A 23,438-nucleotide genomic window follows, 5' to 3' on the forward strand; every position below is an offset into this window, starting at 1 on the left:
TCGGTGGGCCCGCCCTTGGCCCAATCATTGACGTGGTGGGCGGCGCACATGTTGGCGGGTTGTTCACAACCCGGGCGAGTACAACCCTTGTCCCGGGCCAGGAGCGCGAGGCGTTGGGCTCGGTTGGCGGTGCGTCGGGAGCGCCGCAGGTAGAGCGGCATCCCGTCGCCGTCGAGGACCGCGATCACCGGGCGGGTTCCTTCGGCCATCTTCAGGGCCTCGTTGATCGAGATCTGGGTGCCCGACGCGGTGGTCGCAACCCCGGTCCCGTTCTCCAGGTCGGTCAGGCTCATGGTGAGCACGACCTCGACCGGCAGGCCACGGTGCATGCCCAGCGTCCGCATGTTCACACCCGGCTGCACCAACGCCAGCAGAGCGTCATGGGTCCGCTGCCCGGCGTCACGACGATCCCGGCGCGCGGCAGCATCGAGGATGCTGTCCGCGATGAACCCACCTGTAGCGGAAGGGCTTTCGGGGTCCTCGACGTTGCACATGCCGGGACGAGCGAGCTTGGCGAACACCGCATCCAGGCAGGCACGCAGTTCGGGGGTGATCCACCCCTCGATGCGCGTCATACCGTCCACACCGGGACGGCACAGGGTGATCCCGCGACGGCGACGACGATCAGCGTCCGACACCACTTTCCCGTCGGGATCGAGGCTGGCGAGGATGTCGCGGCCGATCTTCAACAGATCATCCGGCCACCCATGACGCGAGTAGTCGACGAGGATCTGTTCAGCCTCGGCCCGTGCCTCGACAGGGACATCGACGGGCAGGTGGTTCATCACATCCAGGATGTGGCGCACGTGATCACGCGAGATCTCGCCGGTTGCGAATGCCTCGGCCGTCACCGGAAGTACCGGCGGGGCGATGTGTCCGGTCTGCTGGACGAATTCGCCGCAGTGGTGGGTGATCTTCACCCGCACGGATGCGTCGTAGCGGGAGAGTCCGAGGGTGTGGCGCAGGAACGGCACCATCTTGCCCGCGCCGCTGCGTGAGTGCAGCGACCGTTCTCCGGCTTCGATGATCAAACGGGTATCGAGTGCGGCGAGTTGACGCTTGCAGGTTTCGAGCTGCCGCATCAACGACACAACATCCTCGTTGGAAAAGTCCGCCATCTTCCCACCCTGCACGGATTCGGTCAGGGTCGAGACCGCGGCCGCCAGTTCGGCGATACCGCAGTCGTCGAGTGTCACCCCATCCGAATCCATGCCTCCATATTACGCCCACATGATTGCCCATGGAACCCGAAATGTCCGGCTTCCCTTCATATTTCGACAATTTGACGATACCGTACCAGCCCATCGTCATCCATTTCGGATACGGTTCCAAATAGGTCGCCGAATCAGTCGATCGGCCGGCGAATCTCTATAGCCGCCCTCCATATCCGTACCCCGCTGTTAGGGTTGCCGCCGCGATAGTCCGAAGGATCGTTTTCGGACGCAGTACACACGGGGAGATGTCGGTGGATTTCAACAAGATTCAGGCCAATGCGGGAGAGCCGGGTGCGATGCCGCAGCAAGCCCCCGCGGATTGGGACCCCCAGGCACCGATGCCACCCATGCCGCCGCCTCCGTCAGAGGGACAGTTTCCGAACGGTACAGCTCCCCAATACGGCACCGCACCCCAGTACGGCAACGCACCCCAGTACGGGTTCGCTCCCTACGGTCAGGCCCCGGGCCCGTATGGGTACGACCCGTACGGCCAGTTCCCCCAGTTCCCGGCCACCATGCCGGGTTCGGTCCGTGCGGCACAGGTGATCTCGTTCATCTTCGGCGGTCTGGGATTGGCGTTGACCGTGCTGGCGGGCGTGATTGCCGGAGCGGGTGCCGCCGGCGCGATGTGCTTCGGTTACCTGTTCCCGATGATTCTCGGCGTGGTCGCCCTCGGCTTCCGGAACGGGAGCGGCGGGACGCGAACCACCGCGCTCGCCCTGGCCTCCATCGAGATGGTCATCGGTTTGGGCGGCGTGGGTGCGAAGCAGCCTCCGGGCCTGCTCGGGCTGATCGCCAGCCTGGTGATCGTGATCCTGCTCGCCCAGTCCGGTTCCGCGGCCTGGTTCAAACGGCCCCGGTAATCATCCAGCAATCAAAAGGTGTGTTAACAAATATTAAGTAAGCGAGAACCAACCGTTTCGGAAGCTTCACCGCCACTGGTCCGAAACACCTTCGCGGGAACACGTTTCACCGGGCGCGGGAGGGTTTTCCCAGGTCGCGACCGGAGCGTGTGACCCCGGCCGCTACCCCTCAGTGACCGGAACATTGCGGCGATCTCACAGCTCACAAATCCGTTTCGAGCATTGTGAGCAAACCGTTTTGACGCCTCCCCCGACGTCCCTACAGTCGAGCCAGCAGCCCGGTTTTCCAGCTCGAAGGGGGCGTCATGACCATCACGCAGAACGGACACTCGTCCGCCGATGCGCTGCTTCGACTGGGGAAGTACTTCAACCGCGGTGAGGTGTCCGGTGACTTGCGCACCCTGCACAAGACCGGTGGCCGCGAGGCCGACGAGTTCTACCGGGACCGCTGGTCGCACGACAAGGTGGTGCGCTCCACGCACGGTGTGAACTGCACCGGCTCCTGCTCGTGGAAGATCTACGTCAAGGACGGGGTCATCACCTGGGAGTCGCAGCAGACCGACTACCCGAGCGTGGGCGCGGACAAGCCGGAGTACGAACCGCGCGGCTGTCCGCGTGGCGCGTCGTTCTCCTGGTACACCTACTCCCCCGCGCGCATCCGCTACCCGTACGTGCGCGGCGCGCTGCTCGAGCTGTACCGCGCGGCCAAGGAGCGGCTGAAGGATCCCGTGCTGGCGTGGGAGTCCATCGTCGAGGACGCCGACCAGGCCAAGTCCTACAAATCCGCGCGCGGCAAGGGCGGTTTCGTCCGCGCCGAGTGGTGGGAGGCCGCCGAGATCGCCGCGGCCGCGCACGTGCACACCATCAAGAAGTACGGCCCGGACCGGGTCGCGGGCTTCTCCCCCATTCCCGCCATGTCGATGGTGTCGCACGCGGTGGGCGCGCGGTTCATCTCGCTCATCGGCGGCTCCATGCTGTCGTTCTACGACTGGTACGCCGACCTGCCCGTCGCCTCCCCGCAGGTCTTCGGCGACCAGACCGACGTGCCGGAGTCCGCGGACTGGTTCGACGCCGGATACCTGATCATGTGGGGCTCCAACGTCCCGGTCACCCGGACCCCGGACGCGCACTACATGACCGAGGCCCGCTACCGCGGCCAGAAGGTCGTGGTGGTCTCCCCCGACTACGCCGACAACACCAAGTTCGCCGACGAGTGGGTGCCCGCCCGTCCCGGCACCGACGCCGCCCTGGCCATGGCCATGGGTCACGTGGTGCTGCGAGAGTTCTTCCTGGACAAGCAGACTCCCTACTTCGACGACTACGTCAAGCGTTACACCGACCTGCCGTACCTGGTGGCGCTGGACGAGCACGACGGCGGCTGGGACACCGCCGGTGACTACAGCGGCCACACCTTCACCCCCGGCAAGTTCCTCACCGCCGCGGATCTCGGCCACACCGGTGAGGGCGTGGAGCACCAGACCGTCCTGCTGGACGCGGACGGCGCTCCCCGGGTGCCCAACGGTTCCCTCGGCCACCGCTTCAACGAAGCGGGCAAGGGCCGCTGGAATCTGGATCTGGGGGACATCGATCCCCTGCTGACCCTGTACGGCCGCACCGATGATGTTGCGGCCGTGCAGTTCCCCCGCTTCGACGGGCTCTCCGCGGGCAGCGATGCGGCTGTCCTCACCCGCGGCGTGCCGACCACCGTCATCGCGGGGCGACGGGTGACGACGGTGTTCGATCTTCTGCTGGCGCAGTACGGCGTCGGTCGGTCCGGCCTGCCCGGCAATTGGCCGACCGGCTACGACGATGCGACTCAGCCCTACACTCCCGCCTGGCAGGAGTCGATCACCGGCGTCCCCGCCCAACAGGCCGAACGACTCGGCCGCGAATTCGCCGACAATGCCGAGCGTTCCCGGGGCCGGTCCATGATCCTCATGGGCGCGGGCACCAACCACTGGTTCCACAGCGACCAGATCTACCGCTCCTTCTTCACCTTGACGCTGCTCACCGGCTGCCAGGGCGTGAACGGCGGCGGCTGGGCGCATTACGTGGGCCAGGAGAAGTGCCGTCCCGTGACCGGCTGGGCCACACTGGCTTTCGCCTCCGACTGGCAGCGGCCGCCGCGTCAGATGCAGGGCACAGTGTTCTGGTACCTGGCCAACAACCAGTGGCGCTACGACCCGTTCACCAGCGAATCGTTCGCCTCGCCGCTGAGCAAGGGTGCGTTCGCCGGGCGGACGGCGGCCGACAATATCGCGCTCGCTTCGCGTTTGGGCTGGATGCCGTCCTACCCGACGCTGAACCGCAATCCGCTGGACCTGGTCGACGAGGCGGACGCGGCGGGCAAGGCGCCCGCCGACTACGTGGTCGACGGGCTCAAATCGGGCGATCTGCGCTTCGCGTGCGAGGATCCCGACGCGCCCGAGAACTTCCCGCGTGTCCTCACCGTGTGGCGCGCCAACCTGCTCGGCTCGTCCGGTAAGGGCAACGAGTACTTCCACAAGCATCTACTCGGCGCCGATTCCAATCTGCAGACCACCGAGGCCACCGGCATTCGCCCGCAGGAACTGGAATGGCGCGACGAGGCCGCCACCGGGAAACTGGACCTGTTGATGTCGATGGACTTCCGCATGACGTCCACGACCCTGTTCTCCGACATCGTGTTCCCGGCCGCCACCTGGTACGAGAAGCACGACCTGTCCTCCACCGACATGCACCCCTTCGTGCACGCCTTCACCCCGGCCATCTCCCCGCCGTGGGAGGCCAAGACCGATTTCGAGGCCTTCCACCGCATCGCTCGCGGGTTCTCGTGGCTGGCCGAGAAGCATCTCGGCGTGCGCAAGGACCTGGTCGCGATGCCGTTGCAGCACGACACCGCCGACGCCATGGCACAGGCCGGTGGCAGGGTACTGGACTGGAAATATGGTGAATGCGAGCCGGTTCCAGGTGTCACCATGCCGAAACTTGTTGTCGTCGAACGCGACTATCCGAAGGTCGCGGAGAAGATGGCCGCGCTCGGACCGCTCGTGGAAACCCTGGGACTCACCACGAAGGGTGTCACCACAATTCCCGATGCCGAGGTAGATTACCTGCGCGGCGTGAACGGCACGGTGGTTTCCGGTGTCGCGCAGGGCCGTCCGTCTCTGGCCAAGGACACCCACGCGGCCGAGGCGATCCTGGCACTGTCCGGCACCACGAACGGCCGGCTCGCGGTGGAAGGGTTCCATGCGCTCGAAGAGCGCACCGGAACCGAGCTGGCCGATCTGGCTGCCGAACACGAGGGTAAGCGAATCACCTTCGCCGACACGCAGGCCCGGCCCGTTCCGGTGATCACCTCACCGGAATGGTCCGGGAGCGAGACCGGCGGACGCCGCTACTCCCCCTTCACCATCAATGTCGAGCGGTCCAAGCCCTGGCACACCCTCACCGGCCGCCAGCACTTCTACCTCGACCACGACTGGATGATGGAGCTCGGCGAGCAGTTGCCGATCTACCGGCCGCCGCTGGACATGAGCGCGCTGTTCGCCGAACCCGGCATCGGCAATGTCGATGGCAACGGGGTGACCGTTCGGTATTTGACGCCGCACTCCAAGTGGTCCATCCACTCCGCATATCAGGACAATCTGCACATGCTCACGCTTTCGCGTGGCGGGCAGGCGATCTGGATGTCGGACGTGGACGCCAAGAAGATCGGCGTCGCCGACAACGACTGGATCGAGGCGATCAACCGCAACGGCATCGTCGTGGCGCGCGCCATCGTCTCGCACCGCATGCCCGAGGGCACCGTGTTCATGTATCACGCCCAGGACCGCGCGGTGAACGTCCCCCGCATCGAAGGCAGCGAGAACACCAAGGTCGGCAAGGGCAAGCGCGGTGGCATCCACAATGCGCTGACCCGGATCATGATCAAGCCCTCGCATCTCATCGGCGGTTACGCGCAGCAGTCGTTCGCGCTGAACTACCACGGCCCCACCGGAAATCAGCGCGACGAGGTCACCACGATTCGGAAACGCTCGCAGGAAGTGGAGTACTGATATGCGCGTCATGGCTCAGCTCGCCATGGTCATGAACCTGGACAAGTGCATCGGCTGCCACACCTGCAGCGTCACCTGCAAGCAGGCCTGGACCAACCGCGCGGGCACCGAGTACGTGTGGTTCAACAATGTGGAAACCCGTCCCGGGCAGGGTTATCCGCGGCGCTACGAGGACCAGGAGAAGTGGAAGGGCGGGTGGACCCTCGACAAGAAGGGCCGCCTCACGCTCAAGTCCGGCTCCCGGATGAAGCGGCTGCTCAATATCTTCGCCAACCCGGACCTGCCCACCGTGTCGGACTACTACGACCCGTGGAGCTACGACTACGAGAACCTGCTGTCCGCCCCGCAGATGGACACCACCCCGGTGGCCAAGCCCAAGTCGCTGATCACCGGTGAGGACACCAAGGTCACCTGGGGCGCGAACTGGGACGACTCGCTGGGTTCGGGTCCCGAGCAGGTCGGCAAGGACCCGCTGCTGGCCAAGCTGTCCGAGCAGGTGAAACTGGAGTTCGAAGAGACCTTCATGTTCTACCTGCCGCGCATCTGCGAGCACTGCCTCAACCCGTCCTGCGCGGCGTCCTGCCCCTCCGGCGCGATCTACAAGCGCGCCGAGGACGGCATCGTGCTGGTGGATCAGGACAAGTGCCGCGGCTGGCGGCAGTGCGTGACCGGCTGCCCGTACAAGAAGATCTACTTCAACCACAAGACGGGCAAAGCGGAGAAATGTACTTTCTGCTACCCGCGTGTGGAAGTCGGCATTCCGACCGTGTGCTCGGAGACCTGCGTCGGGCGCCTGCGCTACATCGGCGTCATGCTCTACGACGCCGACAAGGTGCTCGAGGCCGCCTCGGTCGAGAACGACCAGGACCTGTACCCGTCGCAGCTGGGCGTGTTCCTCAACCCGCACGACCCGCGCGTCATCGCCGAGGCCGAACGGGCCGGGATCTCGCCGGAATGGATTGCCGCCGCGCAGGATTCGCCGGTCTACAAGCTGATCGTCGACTACCAGATCGCACTGCCGCTACACCCGGAATACCGCACCATGCCGATGGTCTGGTACGTGCCGCCGCTGTCGCCGGTGGTCGACACCCTCACCCAGACCGGCCACGACGGCGAGAACCACAACAACCTGTTCGGAGCGATCGACGCGCTGCGAATTCCGTTGGAGTACCTGGCCGAACTGTTCACCGCCGGTGAGATCGGCCCGGTGCGCGCCTCCCTGCAGCGGCTGGCGGGCATGCGGTCGTTCATGCGCTCGATCAATCTCGGCCAGGAACCCGACCTGTCCATCCCGGACGCGGTCGGCCTGGAGCCCGAGGAGATCGAGGCCATGTACCGGCTGCTCGCCATCGCCAAGTACGAACACCGCTACGTGATCCCGTCCGGCGCGACATCCAAAGCGCACGAGCTGGATTCGCTCGCCACCGGCTGCTCCCTGGATACCGACGGCGGCCCGGGCATGACGGCCTTCGACTACATGGCCGACAAGTTCCACCTCACCGATACCAACGGTGCCGCCGCGCCCGAGCAGAAGTCCAACCGGATCAACCTGCTCAACTGGGACGGCAAGAGCACCAGCGGGCTGGTGCCCACGTCCGCCAACGGCAACGGCGCCGTCGGTAATGGCAATGGAGCCAATGGAAATGGGCACCACACCCCCGCACCGGCGCCGGCGGCCGTCGACACCGAATCGATCGAGCCCGAACCGACAGGAGCGGCGCGATGAACCTGCTCAGACTGCGGCGGCGCTCCGTACCCGCCGTCACCGCGAGCGACAACGACCGGCGTGAGGTGTGGCGACGGGACGCGCTGTCGCTCGACTATCCGCACCCGCGCACCCGCGCGCTGATCGACGAGCTCGACGCCAACGCCGAAACCGGCGGCACCGCAACGGAATCCACCGGGACACCGCGATGAGTCTGCTGAAACTGCGCCGCCGCCCCGAGCCCGCCGTCGCCATGAACGAGCGGGACCGGCGGCTGGTGTGGCGGCTGAGCGCGCTGCTGCTGGACTACCCGAACGCGCAGACCCTCTCGCTGCTCGACGAACTCGACGCCGCCGCCGCGGAACTGCCGCACTCGGTGCGCCCGCTGCTGGCCGGGTTCCTCACCCACCTGCGTACCGGCGACCCGATCGCCCTGGCCCAGGAGTACGTCGAGACCTTCGACATGCGCCGCCGGGCCAGCCTGCACCTGACCTTCTACGCCTACGGGGACACCCGCAAGCGCGGGATGGCGCTGCTGCGGTTCAAGCACGCCTACCGGCACGCCGGGGTCGAACTCGGCGACGAGGAACTGCCCGACCACCTGCCCGTGCTGCTCGAATTCGCCGCCACCGTCGACCCGATCGGCGGCGAACGGCTGCTGGGCGAACACGTCCCGGTCCTGGAACTGCTGCGGTTGTCGCTTTCCGACAGCGGATCTCCTTACGCCGGGGTGCTGGCGTCGGTGGTGGCGACCCTGCCACCGGTCACCACCGCCGACCGCCGGCGCATCGCCGAACTCGCCGCCCAGGGCCCGCCGGAGGAAGAGGTCGGCCTCGACCCCTTCGCCATGGACCCGCTCGCCTTCTCCGGAACGGAGGCCCGCCGATGAGCTCCGCGCTCTGGCTGATGCTCCCCTACATCGCCTTCACCTCGTTCGTGCTGGGCCACCTGTACCGCTACCGCACCGACCAGTTCGGCTGGACCACACGGTCTTCGCAGATCCACGAGTCGCGGCTGCTCGAGCTGGGCAGCCCGCTGTTCCACTTCGGCATGCTCGGGGTGATCGGCGGGCATGTGCTGGGTGTGCTCATCCCGGAGTCGTGGACCACCGCGGTCGGCATCTCCGAGGAGGCATACCACGTGGTCGCGGTGTCGGCGGGCTCGGTCGCGGGACTGGCGGTCATCATCGGCGTCGCCATCCTGGCCTACCGCCGCCTCACTGTATCCGCCGTCCGACAGGCCACCTCGGCCAACGACAAGGTCATGTACGTCCTGTTGACCGCGGCGCTGGTCACCGGCCTGCTCAACACCTGGGGCAGCAACCTGCTGTGGGGCACCTACAACTACCGCGAAACCGTGTCGCCGTGGTTCCGCAGCCTGTTCACCCTGCATCCGGAGCCGGAGCTGATGGTCGGCACGCCGTGGACCTTCCAGCTGCACGGGCTGGTCGTGCTGGCGCTCATCGCCTTCTGGCCCTACACCCGTCTGGTGCACATGTTCTCCGCGCCGGTCGGCTACCTGGTGCGGCCGTACGTGGTCTACCGCAGCAAGCCGGACAAGTCAGCGGACAAGAAGCGCTACGCGAAAGCCTGGGAAACCCCGGCCATTCCGCGCCGTTGAGACACCGGGCGTTCACCGATTTATCGGTGGCGCCCGGTTTTCCCCGGTGTTATCGTTCGGCCCGGTCCAACCGACTGGTCGGGCCTGAATTGTCTTCGGGGGAATCCATGTTCAATTGGTATGTCGGTCTGCTCGCGCTCAGCGGGGTGATCATGCTGGCGCTCGCCTCGGTCCGCGACGGCCAGAGCAACACCGCGCGCACCATCGAAGCCGTCTTCGGCGCGATCTACCTCGGCTACGCCTTCTACCTCGCCTTCCTCTTCGACGGCGACTCCTACCTGATCTTCTTCCAGGCGTTCATTCTGCCGGTCGTGATGGTGGTGAATTTCTTCCGCAATCGCACACCGAGGCCGAAACTGACCGACACGCAGAAGGCATGGCGCGAATATCAGAAGTCGGCCGGGCGACAATAGCCGGGTGCCCTCGAAAATTTCCGAGCCCGAGCGGGTCACGCCGCAGGAAACGCCTTGCCCCGACTGCGGTGAACGCCGGGTCCTGGTAAGCGGCAGCATGGATATGTATCTGGTCCGGCGCAATGGCGGGCGGCCCCTGTCGGACCTGCTCGCCCTGCTCTGTACCGGCTGCGGGCGGGTGTTCTTCTACGCGGACCGGCTCGACAGGGTGCGAGCGGCGATGAACTCCATGACGTCCTGAGTGCCGGGCTGGTCCCGCAGGTGGTCCAGGGCCGCGTCCAGCCGCGGGTCCGGCCCCTGGCCGGCGAGCAGCACCACGATCGCCTCCCAGGTCTCGAGGCGCGGATTCGGCTGGGCCAGTAGCTCTTCCAGGTAACTGTCGGGTTCGAGCAGGCGCAGCGCCCGGCGGGCGTGGGCGTGCACGCGGCGGGGCAGCTCGGCACGGATCGCCTCGATGTCCTCGGGCTGGACATGGCCCGGCTGGTAGCGATCCAGCCGCACCGACCACAGGTCGCCGGATTCACCGGGCAGGCCCTCGCCGGGGAGCAGGCCCGGACCGGTGGCCGCCTCGGGGGCGAGGGGCCGCAGACCGTAGCGCTCGGTGCGCCACATACGAAATTCCTGCCAGGCGGCCGGGGTCACCCACGCGCCCAGGCCGAAGCGCAGCACCTGCTGCCCGCCGGTGAAGGTGCGGAAGGTGCGGGTCCGGGCGATGGTGGCCACACCGTCCGGCAGCACCCGCGTCCAGGTGGGTTCGGCCCCCTCGAAACCGTACGGCTGCAACAATTTCCCCGTATCGCGCATCAAGCGCCGCAGTGCCGATTCCGGTTTGACCATCCCCGCAGATTAGCGGTGCGGACCGACAGAATCCCGCACCTCCCCCATCCACCCTGGACGCGGCGAGTCGTACCGAACACGCCGCGCCCGGGGCCAGATGTCAGTGGCCGGAATAGATGTCGTTCACCGTGGCCGCGTAACGGTCGTTATTGGTGAGCGGCTGCAGGCCCAGCGCGGTGTCGATGGTGCGGAGCAGGCCGTACTGGTCGGTGCGCTGAGAGCTGTTGAAGCCCGCCTTCACCGAGTTCTGCGAGCCGAGCACGATGGTCGGCACCCGGTTCGAGTAGAGCGGGCCGAAGAGCTTGGCGAAGCCCTCGTCGAAGGTCACGATCAGCAGCGAGCGCTGCTGCTTCCAGGCCGGGGAGTTCAGGATCGCGGGCACGGTCGCGCCGAGCCAGCTGTCACCCGAGGAGACGCCGCAGCCCTCCATGTTGTGGCACTCGTTGGCCGCGAACCACACGAAATTCGGTGTGGTGGCGGTAGATTGCAGGTCGGTCGTCATCTGGGTGAGCGGCTGCAGGTGCGCGGCGCAGTAGCCCGGATCGGACTTCATGTTCTGGAAGTACAGGAACGGCAGGTCGTCCTGGTAGTACTCGCCGTGCGCGGTCTGGTCGCAGTTGCCGTTGGCGTCCTCGGCGTATCCCTTCCAGGTCTTGCCCGCCGCGTCCGCGCTGTTGCCGATGTGCCGGGCGTTGAGGGTCGTGGTGGTGACGCTGTTGTCGACCAGCCCGTACAGTCCGCCCGCCGCCAGCGCGACGTAGTTCGGATCGCTGGGATGGGTGGTGGCGTAGGACTGGGTCAGCGTCGCGCCCTGGGACCGCAGGCCGTTGATATACGGGGCCGCGGAATTGCCGATGATGCCGGTGAGGCCGTCGTAGTCCTGGTTCTCCAGGTAGACCATGAAGACGTGGTCGTAGCCGGGGACCGTGGTGGCGGGGGCGGTCAGCGCCGGGGCGGGCAGCGGTGCGCCGATGGTGAACGACAGGTTGTCGGCGTAGCCGTCGGTGGTGTCGCCGTTGGTCCAGGTGAAGTACACGTCGACCGTGACCGCGCGGGTGCCCTTGGGCAGGGTGCCCTTCGCATCACGCTGCAGCAGTTCGGTATTGAAGCCGCGGTCGATGCTGCTCACGCTGCCGGCGTCGGCCGACCCCAGTTTGCCGCCCGACCCGTTGAGGAAGGTCGCGGTGAGACTCGCCTTGTCCATCTGCGCGCCGTAGCCGCCCAGCCAGCCGCTCAGGTCGAAGCTCACCCCACCCCCGTCGATGGCTGCGGCCGCACCCGAGACGTCGATGGTCTGATCGATCTCGGAGTTGCCGGTGCCGCCGCCGGTGAAGAACTTCGAGCCCCGGTTCGAGGGGCCGGTGGAGGACGGGCCGGGCCACCCGGACTGCCCGTAGCACACCGCGTTCGGCTCACCCTTGACGATCCTCCACCCCGGCAGCGTCATGCCGTCGAGGCCCTTGGGTGAGCACTGCGCCACCGCCTCGGCATCGCCGTCCACGATCAGGTTCGGGCTGGTGACCGCGGCCTGCGCCACGGTGGGGGTGACGGCCGAGCCGCTCAGGACGGACAATGCGGCCGCCGCCGAGAGGGCGAGGGCCTTGCCGAGGTGTTGTCGAACGCCGTTGTGGCGCATAGCTGTTCCTTACAGGTCGTGACAAATGCGACCCGAATGGAACACGTTTCAGATGTCGAGCCACCCGCCCCACAGTGACCGGGTGATGAACGCGAACCGCCTATTGGTCATTCGACCAATAGGCGGAAGCGGTTGTGCGACACGTACTGCCCGGCTAGGCGGCGACCTTCGCGGGCTTCTTCTTCTTGGAGCGGGCGAAGTTGTTCATGATCGGCAGGTCCACCCAGTGGTAGAGCGCCGCCGCGATCACCGTCGACACCACCAGGCTCAGCACCGCGAAGCCCGCCCAGCCGACGACGCCGAACTCCTTGCCGCCGATCAGGTATCGGGTGATCAGCACCATGACCGGGAACTGGATCAGATAGAAGGCGAAGGAGATGTTGCCCAGCCACACCATGCGCGGATGGGAGTTGACCTTGCCGATGCCGTGCAGGTCACGGTTCGCCATGGTGGCGACCACCGCGGTCATCGGGGCCAGCATCAGAACCGACATCTTGTAGTTCACCGGCACGACCCAGGTCAACGCGTACGAGATGGTCAGGGCGACCATCGGCCACAGCAGGTTGGTGTTGCGCCACTTGCCTTCCAGCACCATGCGCGCGGCCAGCACGCCGAGGAAGAACTCCGGCAGGCGCGACAGCGGGAAGGTGTAGCTCAGCCAATACGACAGCGACACCGGGATGTTCGCCTGCTGGAACCACGCCGGGGAGGCGTGCAGCTCGTAGTACGGCGACGTGGTGCCCGGGACCAGCCGCGGCGCGAAGGCGTTCGCGATGCCCTTGGGGCCGTCGAAGAACAGGAAGTAGGAGGTGTGCAGGGCGGCGATGCCCAGCAGCAGGACCGCCGCCGCCAGCACCAGCCGGCGCGTGGGGATCTTCATGATCAGCGGCAGCACCAGCGGGAAGCTCAGGTAGAACAGCATTTCCGCGGCCAGCGACCAGGACGGCACGTTCAGGCCGCCGACCGTGGTCCACTTCGGCACGTAGGTGTGCACCAGCAGCAGGTTCGGCACCCACACCACCGCGCGGTGCAGCGGCACGCTCGCCACCACGATGAACGCGGCGGCCGCCAGCAGATGCGACGGGTAGATCTTCAGCACGCGACGGCGATAGAACGCGCCCTTCGCCATGCCCGGCCGGAACGACCAGTAGATGATGAAGCCCGACAGCACGAAGAAGAAGGTCACACCCGCCGCGCCGAGCTGCATCGGAATCCAGGCGTGGATGTTGCGGAACATCTCCGACTTCTGGAACGGGTACACCGGCAGGAACACCAGCGCGTGCAGCACGAACACCGCGAACGCCGCCCACCAGCGCGCGCCGGTCAGCGACGGCAGCGGGGGGCGGACCCGGTCGGCCCGCTCGACGACGGATTCGACGGCGGGCGCGGCGGTGTCGACAGGGCGCGCCGCGGGCGCCGGTTGGATCACTTGGGTGGAGAAGGACTCCACCGCGAGCGCGGTGGGGTCCTCCCGCGTGCCGGGCACGACTTCGGGTGGTCGGGTCATCGGGCGTACCTCTCCTGCAGGGCGTTGGCAATCACGGCGTCGCCCTGCGGAGCCGGATGGAACGGCAGACCGGCGACATTGACTTTCGGGTCGAACACGCCGTTGACCCACTGGTCAGGTGTGCACAGACCGTGCCCGCGGGTGAGCGCGCGGCTGTCGAGGTACTCGATCTGCAACAGCGCCGCGGCTTCCCGCTGCGCCTGATCGAAGCGATCGAGGTAGTCGACGACCGTACGACCCCGGGGCTGGCCGATCTCGAAACCGGCGATGTCGAAGCAGATCGCGTCCTGGCCGGGCGTGAACAACTCCGGATACCCGACGATCACGATGCGCGCGTTCGGGGCGTAATAACGGACGTAGGCGACGACCTTGCTGATCCGTGCGGCGTACTCGGCGCCGGTCACGTTCTTCGGGTCGGCCATCCGGCCGTCGGCCACCGCGTCGGCCCCACAGCCGCCCGCGGGGTCGTAGAAGCAGGCCTGCATCGAGTCCCACGGCGACTTCGAGGAGTCGCCCCACACATCGTTGAGACCGAATTGCAGGGTGACCAGCTTCGTCTTCGGACCGAACGCGCCCGCCTTGTCGGCGTTGCTCGCCTGGACCTTCAGGATGTAGCCGTTCCCGGTGTCGATCGACGCGCCCGGGCAGGACTGGTTCCACACCTGTCCGTCGCCGCGCAGGCCCAAGCGGTCCTGCAGCTGCGCCGGCCAGGCGGTGGCGCCGTGCTGGCAGGTCTTGTCCTGCCCCGACGGGTCCCACCCGTTCGCGGTGAACGAGTCACCCAGAATGACCAGTTCTCTACCTTGCGGAGTCGAATCCGCCTGTGCCCCCGAAGTTCCCGCCATGGCCGCGGCGACTGCCATCACCGCGGCGCACAGCCACCGTCCGTTGTTTCCCGACACGTGCTCTTTCTCCGTCTTTCAGAACCTGCGCTGGTTCGTCAGTACCCTGCGCGAGGCTCGAAGCCGGGGGCGTCCAGCGTCGGCGGCGCGGGCTTGGCAGGCGCCTCAACCTGCGGCGCGGGCTTGGGCGCGACCGGCTGCGGCGCGACCTGCTGCGGCGCGGGGGCCTCGACCTGCGGCGCGGGCGCCGGGGCGGGGGCCTCGGCCTTGGGGGCCTCGGCCTTGGGGGCCTCGGTGGTGGCCGGCGGGGCGGCGGGCGCGGGGGCCGCGCTGCTCGCGGGAGCGGCCGAACTGCTCGCCGGGGCGACCACGGAGGTGGTCGTGGTGGCGGGCGAGTCGGTGGCCTTGTCGCTGCCACACGCAGCGAGTCCACCGATGAGCAGGACGGAACCGATGGCGGCCACGGTGGCGCGAGCGGTCGACTTGCCGGTGATGCGGATGTTCATGTTGGAACCCTCGTATCGCAAATTGAACTGCGGATTTTTCACTTTTGCGCGGAGTGTACAAGAGGCTGCGAGAGCCGCGACAGGAGTTCGGCAAACTGCAAAACCCCTGCGCAACCAGCAGACTCGACGAGTAGCTACCGACGGACAAACCGTCGATAACCGGCTGTGCACACGGTCAGTGACCGTAGCGGTCGTAGATGGCACGGGCGACGACGGTGTCACCCTGGGTGGACGGATGGAAGAACAGACCGTCGAGATCTGTCCGGGGGTCGAACACACCGTTCAGCCACGGCTGCGACGAGCAGAGCCCATGACCGGTGGTGAGCCCGCGGGCATCGAGGAACTCGATCCCGAGTAGTTGGGCGGCTTCTCGCTCCGCCTTGTCGATGCGGTCGAAGTACTCGACCACCGCGCGGCCCCGCGACTGGATGAAGGGCGCGACGCCGCCGATGCTGAGGCAGACCGTGCTGGTGCCCGGCGTGAACAGCTCCGGGTAGCCGACGAGGACGATCTTCGCGTTCGGCGCGTAGTACTTGATGTAGGTGATCGCGTTGCTCATGCGCTTGGCCATCAGTGCGCCGGAGACCCCGGTGTAGTCGGGGAAACGGTTCTCGTCGATGGCCTCGGGGTCACAGCCGAGCGGCAGGTTGAACACGCACTTCTGCAGCGACCCCCACAGCGTCTGATCGTTCTTGCCCCACTTGTCGTTGAGGCTGAACTGCAGCGTCACCAGCTTGGTTCTGGGACCGAACGCGCCTTCCTTGTCGGCCCGCTGCGCCTGCTGGGCCATGGTCCAGCCCGGCCCGCTGTCGATCGATGAACCCGGGCAGGACGGATCCGAGACCCGGTCGGTGCCGTGCACGCCCATCAGCTCGGCCAGCTGCACCGGCCAGGCGGTCTTCCCATGGCGTTGACAGGTGTTGTCGCCGTCCATGAAGTCCCAGGCGTTCGCCGAGAACGAATCGCCCAGGGTCACAAGCTCTCTGCCCTCGGCGCCCGGATCGGCGCCGGCGGGAGTGGTACTCATCGCGGAGACCGAGGCCGCCACCGCGACGACGGCAGCACACAGCCACCGTCCATTCTTGCCCAGCAACTGACTAGTCCAGCTCTCTCAGTATCCGGCGCGGGGCTCGAAGCCCGGTGCGTCCAGGGTGGGCGGGGCGGGCTTCGCGGGCTGCTCGACCTGCGGAGCGGGCTTGGGCGCCACCGGTTGCGGGGCGACCGGCTGCGGCGCGGGGGCTTCCGGCGCGGCGGGCTGCGGGGCGGCCGGTTCGGTGGCCGCGGGTGCCGGCGCGGGAGACTCGGCGGGCGCGGGAGCCGGAGCGGCGGCCGTCGTGGTGGGCGCGGGCGCGCCCGTGGCCTTCACCGCCGACGACACCACCGCACCACCGGTCGGTGAACCCTCTGAGGACTTGTCGCTGCCGCACCCCGTGACCCCCGCGAACAACAACGCACCGCCGAGCACTGCCGCGGCGGCACGAACGGCGAACACCCCTGGTGTAGCAGACTTCATCAGTACCTCGAATCGGAGCTCAAAACTGAAGTGATAGATGTTCACTTCAGCGGGGAGTGTACAAAACCAGCCACCCCCACCCGCCCGGATTCGGAAAACTGGCCCCGACTACTGGGGGCTTCGGATCCGGTCCGCCCTGATCAGGCAAACCGTACCCGCAACCACCGGTTCCAGTCGGCCGGCACCCGAAACTATCCCACCCAGTGGTCCGGGGCTACCCCCCAGCGAGCCCCGGACCCTCGGCGCGCCGCGGAACTAGTCCGGGATCGCGACCGTCGACGGGAGGTTCACCCAGCTGGGTGCGTCGGGGTCCAGCCGCAGATGCTCGGGCTTCAGCCCGGAATCGGCGAGGAAGATCATCGGCGGGAGGGCCTTGGGGAAATTGCTCGCGTAGACGTCCACCCGGAGGCGGTGGCCCGGCTGGAGGACGGCCTCGATCGGGGTCAGGGCGATATCGAGGGTGACCGGGACCCCGGGGACGGTCTGCTGCCGCCGATCCAGGTCGAGGTAGTAGTGGGGTTCGGTGTAGTCGCCGTTGGCGGAGCGGAGGCTCGCGTCCTCGTCGATCCAACGCATGGACGCGACCAACTGGCCGGTCGCGATCTCGTGCGAGGCACCGTCGGGGGCAACATCGTTGACGGTCGCGACCCAGTACCCGTCGGCGGCGTCCTCGACCACGTTCAGGTGGACGTTGATCGGGCCGGACACCGTGGTCGGGGCGGACACCGGGCCACTGGTGAAGGAGAGGCCGTCGTTCTCCCAGACGCGGGAATCGTTGGTGCACAGGTCGAGAATCGCGGTCAGGCCCGCCGTGATGCGGGCGGCGTCGCGGCCGCACAGGCTCGACAGCGCCGGGGTGACCGTCAGATCGCGCACGGCCGACTGCCGGGGGTCTGCGGACAGGCCGCCGTCGTAGCGGGAGCCCGGACCGGTGCCGGACGGGATGTCGTTCAGATACATCCGGCGGTGGACGGCGTCCGCGCGCGGGAACTCGGGCGCGTCGGTCCAGCCGCCGCCCTGCTGCTTCACGATCAGCGGCGTGAATCTGTCCACGCCATTGTCGATTCCACGCAGCCAGTGGTCGAACCAGGCCCGCTGCAACACATCCAGGCGCGGCGGCATGCCCGGATGACCGAAACCGCCGACGCCGGAACCCAGGTGGTAGCCGTCGCCCATGATCAGCTTCTTCTGCTCGGGCGGCAGCGGGATGGCGGCGAAGGTGTCGGTGGGCGTCGTGCCGAAGATGTCGAACCACGCGCCCACCATGAAGGTCGGCACCCGGATGTGGGTGATGTCGGTCTTCAGGCCGCGCCGGAAGCCCGAATTCGGGTCCACCAGTTCGCGGGTCCGCGCGGTCAGCTGGTCGGGGGTCATGGCGGTGTAGCCGTTGACGACCATATCGACCAGGGTCAGCGGATCGGCGAGGCGGTCGCGCAGCCAGCGGGATTGCTGTGCGGGATCGAACTTTCCGACCAGCAGCGCGGTCACGTCCGGAATCATCTTGAGCGCGTTGACCCCCAGTAGCCACGGCACCAGGAAGCCGACGCCCACCGCGGCGCCCGGGCCCGCGATATCGGTGAAGATGTCGGCGCTGCCCTCGTAGGCGAAGACGGCCTTCAGGCCCGGCGGCATCCGGTCGGTGGCCTCCAGCGCGGTGATCGCGGTGAACGAGATCCCCATGGCCCCAACGGTTCCGTCGCTCCAGGACTGGCGGGTGATCCAGTCCACCACCTCGGCGACATCCTGCTTCTCCCGGTCGCCGAACACCTGCCAGGCGCCCTCGGACGTGCCGGTGCCCCGGGTATCGACCTGCACCAGGGTGTATCCGGCCTCGGCGAGCGCCCAGTCCTGCGCGGCCGCCTCCAGGGCGCCCGAATCCAGCTGCCGGGTCATGTCGAACAGGCCGTCCACTCCGACGCCCGGCAGATTCAGCGACGCGGCCCACGCCTCCAGCGGCTCTTTGATGCCGAGGCCGTCCGCGGCGCTGAGCACCGCCTCGCCGATCAGCAGCGGCAGCTTGCCGTATCCCTGCATCTGGAGGATCACCGGCCGACGACCGTCCGGGACACGGCCGTTGTCGGCGGGATGAATGATGTCGGCCTTCAGCACGACGCCGTCGGACATGGTGATCGGCACGGCGAGATCGGGGCCGATCCCGTTGTGCGGCTGCGGTCCGTCCACCGCGGCGGTCCAGCCCGCCGCGTACGGGCCGCCGTCGATCCCGGTGAGTGCGGTGTCCGACACGGCCATCGGGGCGAGGAACTGCGTTCCCGCCACCACCGCGGCCAGGATCACCAGCACCTTCCCGGCTGATCTCCGGGTTCGCCATCGCGCCTTCAGCATTGAGTCCCACCTCTCGCACCGTTGTTGGGACAGATTGTTGCTACTGGCCGGTAATAGCGACTCGCCCCAGCACGACATCGTTTTACCCCAGCGCGACAACCCCATTCGGCCATTCCGTCCCAGACAGTCGGCGGGCTGGGTTACGATCCCGGCGCAGACACGAACCGGTGGGAGGGCGACCGGCCGATGGCGATCATGGCGCGCGCGGCGAGCCTGCGTGGATACCGCGAACTCATCGACGAATTGGGCGGCGACGGCGCGGCCCTGCTCCGGCGATTCGGGATCACCCCCGAGGCCATCGCCGACGGCGACGCCCTGGTTCCCGCCGAATCCCTGGGCCGGGCACTCAAAGTCGCCATGGAGTTCCTGGACCGCAACTACCCCGGCCCCGCCCGGACCACGGCCGCGCGGGTCCGGGCGGCCATCGACCGCGCCCTGCTCGAATCCCGGGCCGACATCGAGACCGTGGCCCGCATGCTCACGGTGCACGAGCGCACCCTGCAACGCGCATTGGCCACCGAGGGAACGACTTTCACGGCGCTGCTGGACGAGGCCCGTCGCGATATCGCGCACCGGCTGCTGTGCGAGACCGATCTGCCGATGAGCCGCATCACCACTCTCATCGGGCTGCGCGAACAGTCCGCGCTGACCCGGGCGGTGCGCCGCTGGTACGGCCGGACGCCGCAGCAGGTCCGGAACGCGGCCCGCGAAGTCGAACCACGCCGGGCCGGGACCGGTGTCGACCGAACTACGACGCCGGGGCGATGAGGCGGTCGGAGAGCTCCCACAGGGCCGCGGCGGTGGCCGGATCGGTGGCGTGCGGACTGGCCTGGGCCACAGCGCAATCCGCGAGGTAGGCGCCCGAATGCGCGGTCAGGCCGGGGGCGGTCGCCGCCAGGACCGAGGTCGCGGCCGCTTCCGGGATCGACTTCAGGGTGGTCACTGCCGAGGGGTTGCGGGTGGTGAGCTCGCGCATCTCGGCGAAGTCGGCGCGGGACATGTGCCGGGACAGGTCGGTGGCGCAGACGCCCGGGTGGACGGCGTAGGCGTGGATGCCCCGGTCCGCGCCCCGCGCGGCGAGTTCCACCGTCATCAGGACGTTCGCCGATTTGGACTGGCCGTAGCTCGCGAACTTGTCGTACTCGCGGCGCTCGAAGTTCGGGTCGTCGAGGTCGGCCGGATACGCGTGATGCGCCGCCGAGGACACCGTGACGACGCGGCTCGCGACACCGGATCGATCCGCACCCGCCGACAACCCGGGCAGCAGTCCGGTGGTCAGCGCGAAGTGGCCGAGATGGTTGGTGCCGAACTGCGATTCGAAGCCGTCGGCGGTGTGGCCGAACGGCGTGTACATCACCCCGGCGTTGTTGATCAGCAGGTGCAGCGCGGGCGCGCGCTCGGCGACGGCCCGCACGGCCGCGCGGACGCTGCCGAGATCGCTCAGGTCCAGCCCGACGACATCGACTGTCGCACGGGGAAACCGCGTCCGGATACCGGCCGCGACCGTGCCCGCGGCGGCGGTGTTCCGCGCGGCGAGCAGGACCGTGGCGCCGGCGGCCGCGAGGGCACGGGCGGTCTCGGCTCCGAGACCGCCCGTGGTTCCCGTGACCAGGGCTACGCGACCGGTGAGGTCGATTCCGGCGATGACCTCGTCGGTGTTCATCGCGTACCGCTCAGCCCGCGAGCTTCGCGAGGTTGGGGAAATTGCTCAGTTCCCAGCCACCGTCCACCACCATGTCGATGCCCGTGACATAGGAGGCCTCGTCGGAGGCGAGGAACAGACATGGGCCCGCGATCTGTTCCGGGGTCGCGGGCGCGCCCATCGGAATTCGGTCCAGGAACATCTGTTTCGCGGGTTCATACCCCATGACCGCCGCCACCAGCGGGGTGTCGACCAGACCGGGGAGCACGGCGTTCACCCGGATGCGGTGCGGCGCCAGTTCCAGGGCCGCGTTCTTGGAGAACATGACCACACCCGCCTTACCCGTGGAGTACGGGCTGCCGCCGGGCATGGGGACCCGGGCGTCCAGGGACGAGATATTGACGATCGAGCCGCCGCCGGTCGACTTCATGAGGCGCGCTTCGTGTTTGGTGCACAGGAAGACGCTCTTCTGGATGAGGTCGATGGTGAAGTCCCAGTCGGCCTCGGTGAGGTCGGTGACCGCGCCGATACGGGACGCGCCCGCGCAGTTGAAGGCGGCGTGCAGACCTCCGAAACGCGATGCGGCGACCGCGATTCCGGCCTCCACCCGGTCCTCGTCGGTGACGTCGGTGACCGCGGGGACGAAGGCGTCGCCGAGTTCGGCTGCCCGCTTGCCCAGTCCGGCCTCGTCGAGGTCCAAGCCGACCACATTCGCGCCCTCGGCGATCAGCGCGGCCGAGATGGCCGCGCCGATACCGGAGGCCGCGCCGGTGACGACCGCGGTGCGGCCGTCGAACCTGCGTGCGTTCATCGCGCACCCGCCTTCAGGAACTCGCCGGTGCGGTCCTTGCCGAGCGTCTCGGCCTTCTCGCCCAGCCCGAACACGTACTCGCCGTTGACCAGGACCGCGGTGACGGTCTCGTCGTTGCGGTTGACCATGCGGGAGAGGTTGCCGTACTCGGGAACCGGGTTCTCCGCGTAGGACTCCAGACTGTCGTCCAGGTGCGCCGGATCGATGATCAGCACATCCGCCCGGTCACCCTCCCGCAGATGCCCGGCGTCCAGGTCGTACCAGTCGGCCAGCTCGCCGCTGACCCGGTGCACGGCGTGCTCGATGGTCATGAACGGCGTGCCCGCCTGCTGTGCCTGGTGCACTCGCTTCAGCAGCCGCAGCCCGAAGTTGTAGAACGCCATGTTCCGCAGATGTGCGCCCGCGTCCGAGAAGCCCAGCTGCACACTGGGATCCGCCGCCAGCGCGTTCAGCACCTCGGGACGGTGGTTGGAGATGGTCGTGCGCCAGCGCACCTTCGGACCGTGCTCGACCAGCAGATCGAGGAAGGCGTCCACCGGGTGGATGCCGCCGCGGTCCACGCCGACCTGGCCGAAGGTCTTGCCGACCACGCTCGGATCGGGGCATTCGGTGATCTCGGCGTCGAAGAAGTCGCGGTGCCACACGCGCGGGCCCCACTTCTTGTCGTAGTCCTTGCGGAACCAGCGCCGGTACTCCGGATCCTGGAACAGCTCGTGCCGCTCCTCCAGCTGATTGGACAGGTGCAGAGCCGCCGCGCCGGAACCGAATTCCTCGAACACCGGCAGGTCGATGCCGTCGGAGTAGACCTCGAACGGCACCGGCAGATGCTGCCAGCGGAAGTCGCCACCCAGGCCGTTGATGATCTTGCCCAGCAATGGGAAGACCTTCACCACGCCCGGGATCGCCTTGATGTCGGCGGCAGAGAGCAGGCTCACCTTCAGCTTGGGCCGGAAGAAGCCCAGGCTGCTGGCCGCCATGCCGATCATGCTCTGCGGCTTGGCCACGTCCGGGCCGCCCTGCAACGCGCGTTTGCGGTCGCGCAGAATGCGATTCAGCCGCCGGCGTTCCTTCGCGGTGGCGTAGGTGGACGGCAGCGTCCGCGAGCGGCACACCTCGCCGTCCAGCTTGTCGAACAGCAGCTGCTGCGAGGACATGCCGACGAATCCGGCGTCCAGCGCCTCGGTCAGCTTGTGCTCCATGGCCGCGATCTCGGATTCGGTCGGCTTGACGTCGGGATCGGTGGCCCGCTCCAACCCCAGCTGCGCCGTCCGGATGTCCGAATGCCCGATGAACGAGGCCACATTCGGGCCCAGCGGCAGCGACTCCAGCGCCTGCACATAGCTGTGCGCGCTGTTCCAGGTCTTCAACGAGTCCACCGACTCGACCACGTACTGCCGCGGAATCGCCTCCACCCGGCCGAACAGGTCACCGGCGTCGGAGCCGCCGACGTGCACCGCGGACAGCGAGCACGAGCCCAGCAGCAGCGTGGTGACGCCGTGCCGCAGCGACTCCGACAGCGTCGGGTCGAGCAGCACCTCCACGTCGTAGTGGGTGTGGATGTCGATCATGCCGGGCATGACCCAGCGGCCGGTCGCGTCGATGACTCGCCCGCAATCGGTTTCGTCCAGCGGTGCGGCCGAGACCGTCGCCACCCGGCCGTCACGGATGCCGAGATTGCGGATGGCCGACGGCGCGCCGGTGCCGTCGAACCAGCGGCCGTTCTTGATGATGGTGTCGTACACAGGAATTCACTTCCCCATGGTGAGGTCGCGGCGCAGCACCTTGCCGGTGGCGTTGCGCGGCAGCGGATCCGCGGTGACCAGCCAGCGGGCGGGCACCTTGAAGTAGGCCAGCTGCCTGGCCACGTGGTCGCGCAGCTCGTCCTCGGTCAGGGTCTGCGGATCGTCGACCACGACGATGGCGGCCACCTCCTGGCCGAGGTCCTCGTG

At 67.7% G+C, this 23,438-nt stretch carries 20 protein-coding genes and 1 pseudogene; 8 read left to right on the forward strand and 13 right to left on the reverse strand.

The window, feature by feature from the left end; genetic code table 11:
- Positions 1–1,211: DUF222 domain-containing protein (locus ACFYTS_RS36160; RefSeq protein ID WP_387309711.1), on the reverse strand; the 1,211-nt coding region annotated here is incomplete at its 3' end.
- A 254-nt stretch (positions 1,212–1,465) separates the two neighbouring features.
- Between ACFYTS_RS36160 and ACFYTS_RS36165 the strand changes: the two genes are divergently transcribed.
- From ACFYTS_RS36165 to ACFYTS_RS36195, 7 genes are all read left to right on the forward strand, one after another.
- Positions 1,466–2,077 carry a hypothetical protein gene (locus ACFYTS_RS36165; protein ID WP_387309712.1) on the forward strand — a complete coding sequence of 204 codons (612 nt, stop codon included), beginning with the start codon at positions 1,466–1,468 and terminating at the stop codon, positions 2,075–2,077.
- A 305-nt stretch (positions 2,078–2,382) separates the two neighbouring features.
- Entirely contained in the window at positions 2,383–6,114 is a 3,732-nt protein-coding gene (locus ACFYTS_RS36170) for a nitrate reductase subunit alpha (RefSeq protein ID WP_387309713.1), read from the forward strand.
- 10 nt (positions 6,115–6,124) lie between these two features.
- Positions 6,125–7,840 (forward strand): nitrate reductase subunit beta, encoded by a 1,716-nt coding sequence (gene narH, locus ACFYTS_RS36175; protein WP_357289466.1) that lies wholly within the window; start codon positions 6,125–6,127, stop codon positions 7,838–7,840.
- On the forward strand, positions 7,837–8,031 hold the full coding sequence (locus ACFYTS_RS36180) for a hypothetical protein (protein WP_387309714.1): 195 nt from the start codon (positions 7,837–7,839) through the stop codon (positions 8,029–8,031). Before narH ends, ACFYTS_RS36180 begins: the two co-directional genes overlap by 4 nt.
- Positions 8,028–8,708 (forward strand): nitrate reductase molybdenum cofactor assembly chaperone, encoded by a 681-nt coding sequence (gene narJ / locus ACFYTS_RS36185; protein WP_387309715.1) that lies wholly within the window; start codon positions 8,028–8,030, stop codon positions 8,706–8,708. Before ACFYTS_RS36180 ends, narJ begins: the two co-directional genes overlap by 4 nt.
- Positions 8,705–9,439: a respiratory nitrate reductase subunit gamma gene (narI, locus tag ACFYTS_RS36190; RefSeq protein WP_357289428.1), complete on the forward strand. Its 735-nt coding sequence runs from the start codon at positions 8,705–8,707 to the stop codon at positions 9,437–9,439. Before narJ ends, narI begins: the two co-directional genes overlap by 4 nt.
- 107 nt (positions 9,440–9,546) lie before the next feature.
- Positions 9,547–9,852: a hypothetical protein gene (locus ACFYTS_RS36195; protein ID WP_387309716.1), complete on the forward strand. Its 306-nt coding sequence runs from the start codon at positions 9,547–9,549 to the stop codon at positions 9,850–9,852.
- Positions 9,853–10,038: 186 nt separating this feature from the next.
- Here ACFYTS_RS36195 and ACFYTS_RS36200 read toward each other — a convergent pair whose 3' ends face one another.
- From ACFYTS_RS36200 to ACFYTS_RS36235, 8 genes are all read right to left on the reverse strand, one after another.
- Positions 10,039–10,689, reverse strand: a complete 651-nt coding sequence (locus tag ACFYTS_RS36200; protein ID WP_387309717.1) for a hypothetical protein — start codon at positions 10,687–10,689, stop codon at positions 10,039–10,041.
- A 100-nt stretch (positions 10,690–10,789) separates the two neighbouring features.
- Positions 10,790–12,325: an alkaline phosphatase family protein gene (locus tag ACFYTS_RS36205; RefSeq protein WP_387309718.1), complete on the reverse strand. Its 1,536-nt coding sequence runs from the start codon at positions 12,323–12,325 to the stop codon at positions 10,790–10,792.
- 154 nt (positions 12,326–12,479) lie between these two features.
- The gene (locus ACFYTS_RS36210) at positions 12,480–13,832 is read right to left on the reverse strand and encodes an acyltransferase family protein (RefSeq protein ID WP_387309719.1); all 1,353 of its coding nucleotides are present in this window, start codon (positions 13,830–13,832) and stop codon (positions 12,480–12,482) included.
- Positions 13,829–14,734, reverse strand: a complete 906-nt coding sequence (locus tag ACFYTS_RS36215; protein WP_357289441.1) for an SGNH/GDSL hydrolase family protein — start codon at positions 14,732–14,734, stop codon at positions 13,829–13,831. Before ACFYTS_RS36215 ends, ACFYTS_RS36210 begins: the two co-directional genes overlap by 4 nt.
- Before the next feature lie 38 nt (positions 14,735–14,772).
- Complete coding sequence (locus tag ACFYTS_RS36220) at positions 14,773–15,180, reverse strand: hypothetical protein (protein ID WP_387309720.1); 408 nt, start codon at positions 15,178–15,180, stop codon at positions 14,773–14,775.
- Positions 15,181–15,355: 175 nt separating this feature from the next.
- Entirely contained in the window at positions 15,356–16,207 is an 852-nt protein-coding gene (locus tag ACFYTS_RS36225; RefSeq protein WP_357289446.1) for an SGNH/GDSL hydrolase family protein, read from the reverse strand.
- 84 nt (positions 16,208–16,291) lie between these two features.
- On the reverse strand, positions 16,292–16,693 hold the full coding sequence (locus ACFYTS_RS36230; RefSeq protein WP_357289449.1) for a hypothetical protein: 402 nt from the start codon (positions 16,691–16,693) through the stop codon (positions 16,292–16,294).
- Between the two features lie 255 nt (positions 16,694–16,948).
- Positions 16,949–19,036, reverse strand: coding sequence for a CocE/NonD family hydrolase (locus ACFYTS_RS36235; protein WP_387309721.1), 2,088 nt, complete (start codon positions 19,034–19,036; stop codon positions 16,949–16,951).
- Positions 19,037–19,222: 186 nt separating this feature from the next.
- Here ACFYTS_RS36235 and ACFYTS_RS36240 point away from each other — a divergent pair, with 186 nt between their 5' ends.
- Positions 19,223–19,804, forward strand: coding sequence for a helix-turn-helix domain-containing protein (locus ACFYTS_RS36240; protein WP_387309722.1), 582 nt, complete (start codon positions 19,223–19,225; stop codon positions 19,802–19,804).
- Here the strand turns inward: ACFYTS_RS36240 and ACFYTS_RS36245 are convergent.
- The 4 genes and pseudogenes from ACFYTS_RS36245 to ACFYTS_RS36260 all read right to left on the reverse strand — a co-directional run.
- Entirely contained in the window at positions 19,785–20,699 is a 915-nt protein-coding gene (locus ACFYTS_RS36245) for an SDR family NAD(P)-dependent oxidoreductase (RefSeq protein ID WP_387309723.1), read from the reverse strand. The two genes, ACFYTS_RS36240 and ACFYTS_RS36245, sit on opposite strands and share 20 nt — an antisense overlap.
- Before the next feature lie 10 nt (positions 20,700–20,709).
- Positions 20,710–21,489, reverse strand: a complete 780-nt coding sequence (locus ACFYTS_RS36250; RefSeq protein WP_357289460.1) for an SDR family NAD(P)-dependent oxidoreductase — start codon at positions 21,487–21,489, stop codon at positions 20,710–20,712.
- A complete protein-coding gene (locus tag ACFYTS_RS36255) occupies positions 21,486–23,231 on the reverse strand; it encodes an amidohydrolase family protein (protein WP_357289463.1) in 1,746 nt (581 codons plus the stop codon). Before ACFYTS_RS36255 ends, ACFYTS_RS36250 begins: the two co-directional genes overlap by 4 nt.
- A 6-nt stretch (positions 23,232–23,237) precedes the next feature.
- Positions 23,238–23,438, reverse strand: a pseudogene (locus ACFYTS_RS36260) (long-chain fatty acid--CoA ligase); the annotation flags it as partial.

Source organism: Nocardia sp. NPDC004151, from assembly GCF_042874235.1.
GTDB lineage: Bacteria > Actinomycetota > Actinomycetes > Mycobacteriales > Mycobacteriaceae > Nocardia.

What these genes read in the sequence shown, in the direction of transcription:
- ACFYTS_RS36170 (WP_387309713.1), top strand. Translation starts at nt 2,383, where the DNA reads ATGACCATCACGCAGAACGGACACTCGTCCGCCGATGCGCTGCTTCGA.
- narH (WP_357289466.1), top strand. Translation starts at nt 6,125, where the DNA reads ATGGCTCAGCTCGCCATGGTCATGAACCTGGACAAGTGCATCGGCTGC.
- ACFYTS_RS36180 (WP_387309714.1), top strand. Translation starts at nt 7,837, where the DNA reads ATGAACCTGCTCAGACTGCGGCGGCGCTCCGTACCCGCCGTCACCGCG.
- narJ (WP_387309715.1), top strand. Translation starts at nt 8,028, where the DNA reads ATGAGTCTGCTGAAACTGCGCCGCCGCCCCGAGCCCGCCGTCGCCATG.
- narI (WP_357289428.1), top strand. Translation starts at nt 8,705, where the DNA reads ATGAGCTCCGCGCTCTGGCTGATGCTCCCCTACATCGCCTTCACCTCG.
- ACFYTS_RS36195 (WP_387309716.1), top strand. Translation starts at nt 9,547, where the DNA reads ATGTTCAATTGGTATGTCGGTCTGCTCGCGCTCAGCGGGGTGATCATG.
- ACFYTS_RS36200 (WP_387309717.1), bottom strand. Translation starts at nt 10,689, where the DNA reads ATGGTCAAACCGGAATCGGCACTGCGGCGCTTGATGCGCGATACGGGG.
- ACFYTS_RS36205 (WP_387309718.1), bottom strand. Translation starts at nt 12,325, where the DNA reads ATGCGCCACAACGGCGTTCGACAACACCTCGGCAAGGCCCTCGCCCTC.
- ACFYTS_RS36210 (WP_387309719.1), bottom strand. Translation starts at nt 13,832, where the DNA reads ATGACCCGACCACCCGAAGTCGTGCCCGGCACGCGGGAGGACCCCACC.
- ACFYTS_RS36220 (WP_387309720.1), bottom strand. Translation starts at nt 15,180, where the DNA reads ATGAACATCCGCATCACCGGCAAGTCGACCGCTCGCGCCACCGTGGCC.
- ACFYTS_RS36225 (WP_357289446.1), bottom strand. Translation starts at nt 16,207, where the DNA reads ATGAGTACCACTCCCGCCGGCGCCGATCCGGGCGCCGAGGGCAGAGAG.
- ACFYTS_RS36230 (WP_357289449.1), bottom strand. Translation starts at nt 16,693, where the DNA reads ATGAAGTCTGCTACACCAGGGGTGTTCGCCGTTCGTGCCGCCGCGGCA.
- ACFYTS_RS36235 (WP_387309721.1), bottom strand. Translation starts at nt 19,036, where the DNA reads ATGCTGAAGGCGCGATGGCGAACCCGGAGATCAGCCGGGAAGGTGCTG.
- ACFYTS_RS36240 (WP_387309722.1), top strand. Translation starts at nt 19,223, where the DNA reads ATGGCGATCATGGCGCGCGCGGCGAGCCTGCGTGGATACCGCGAACTC.
- ACFYTS_RS36245 (WP_387309723.1), bottom strand. Translation starts at nt 20,699, where the DNA reads ATGAACACCGACGAGGTCATCGCCGGAATCGACCTCACCGGTCGCGTA.
- ACFYTS_RS36250 (WP_357289460.1), bottom strand. Translation starts at nt 21,489, where the DNA reads ATGAACGCACGCAGGTTCGACGGCCGCACCGCGGTCGTCACCGGCGCG.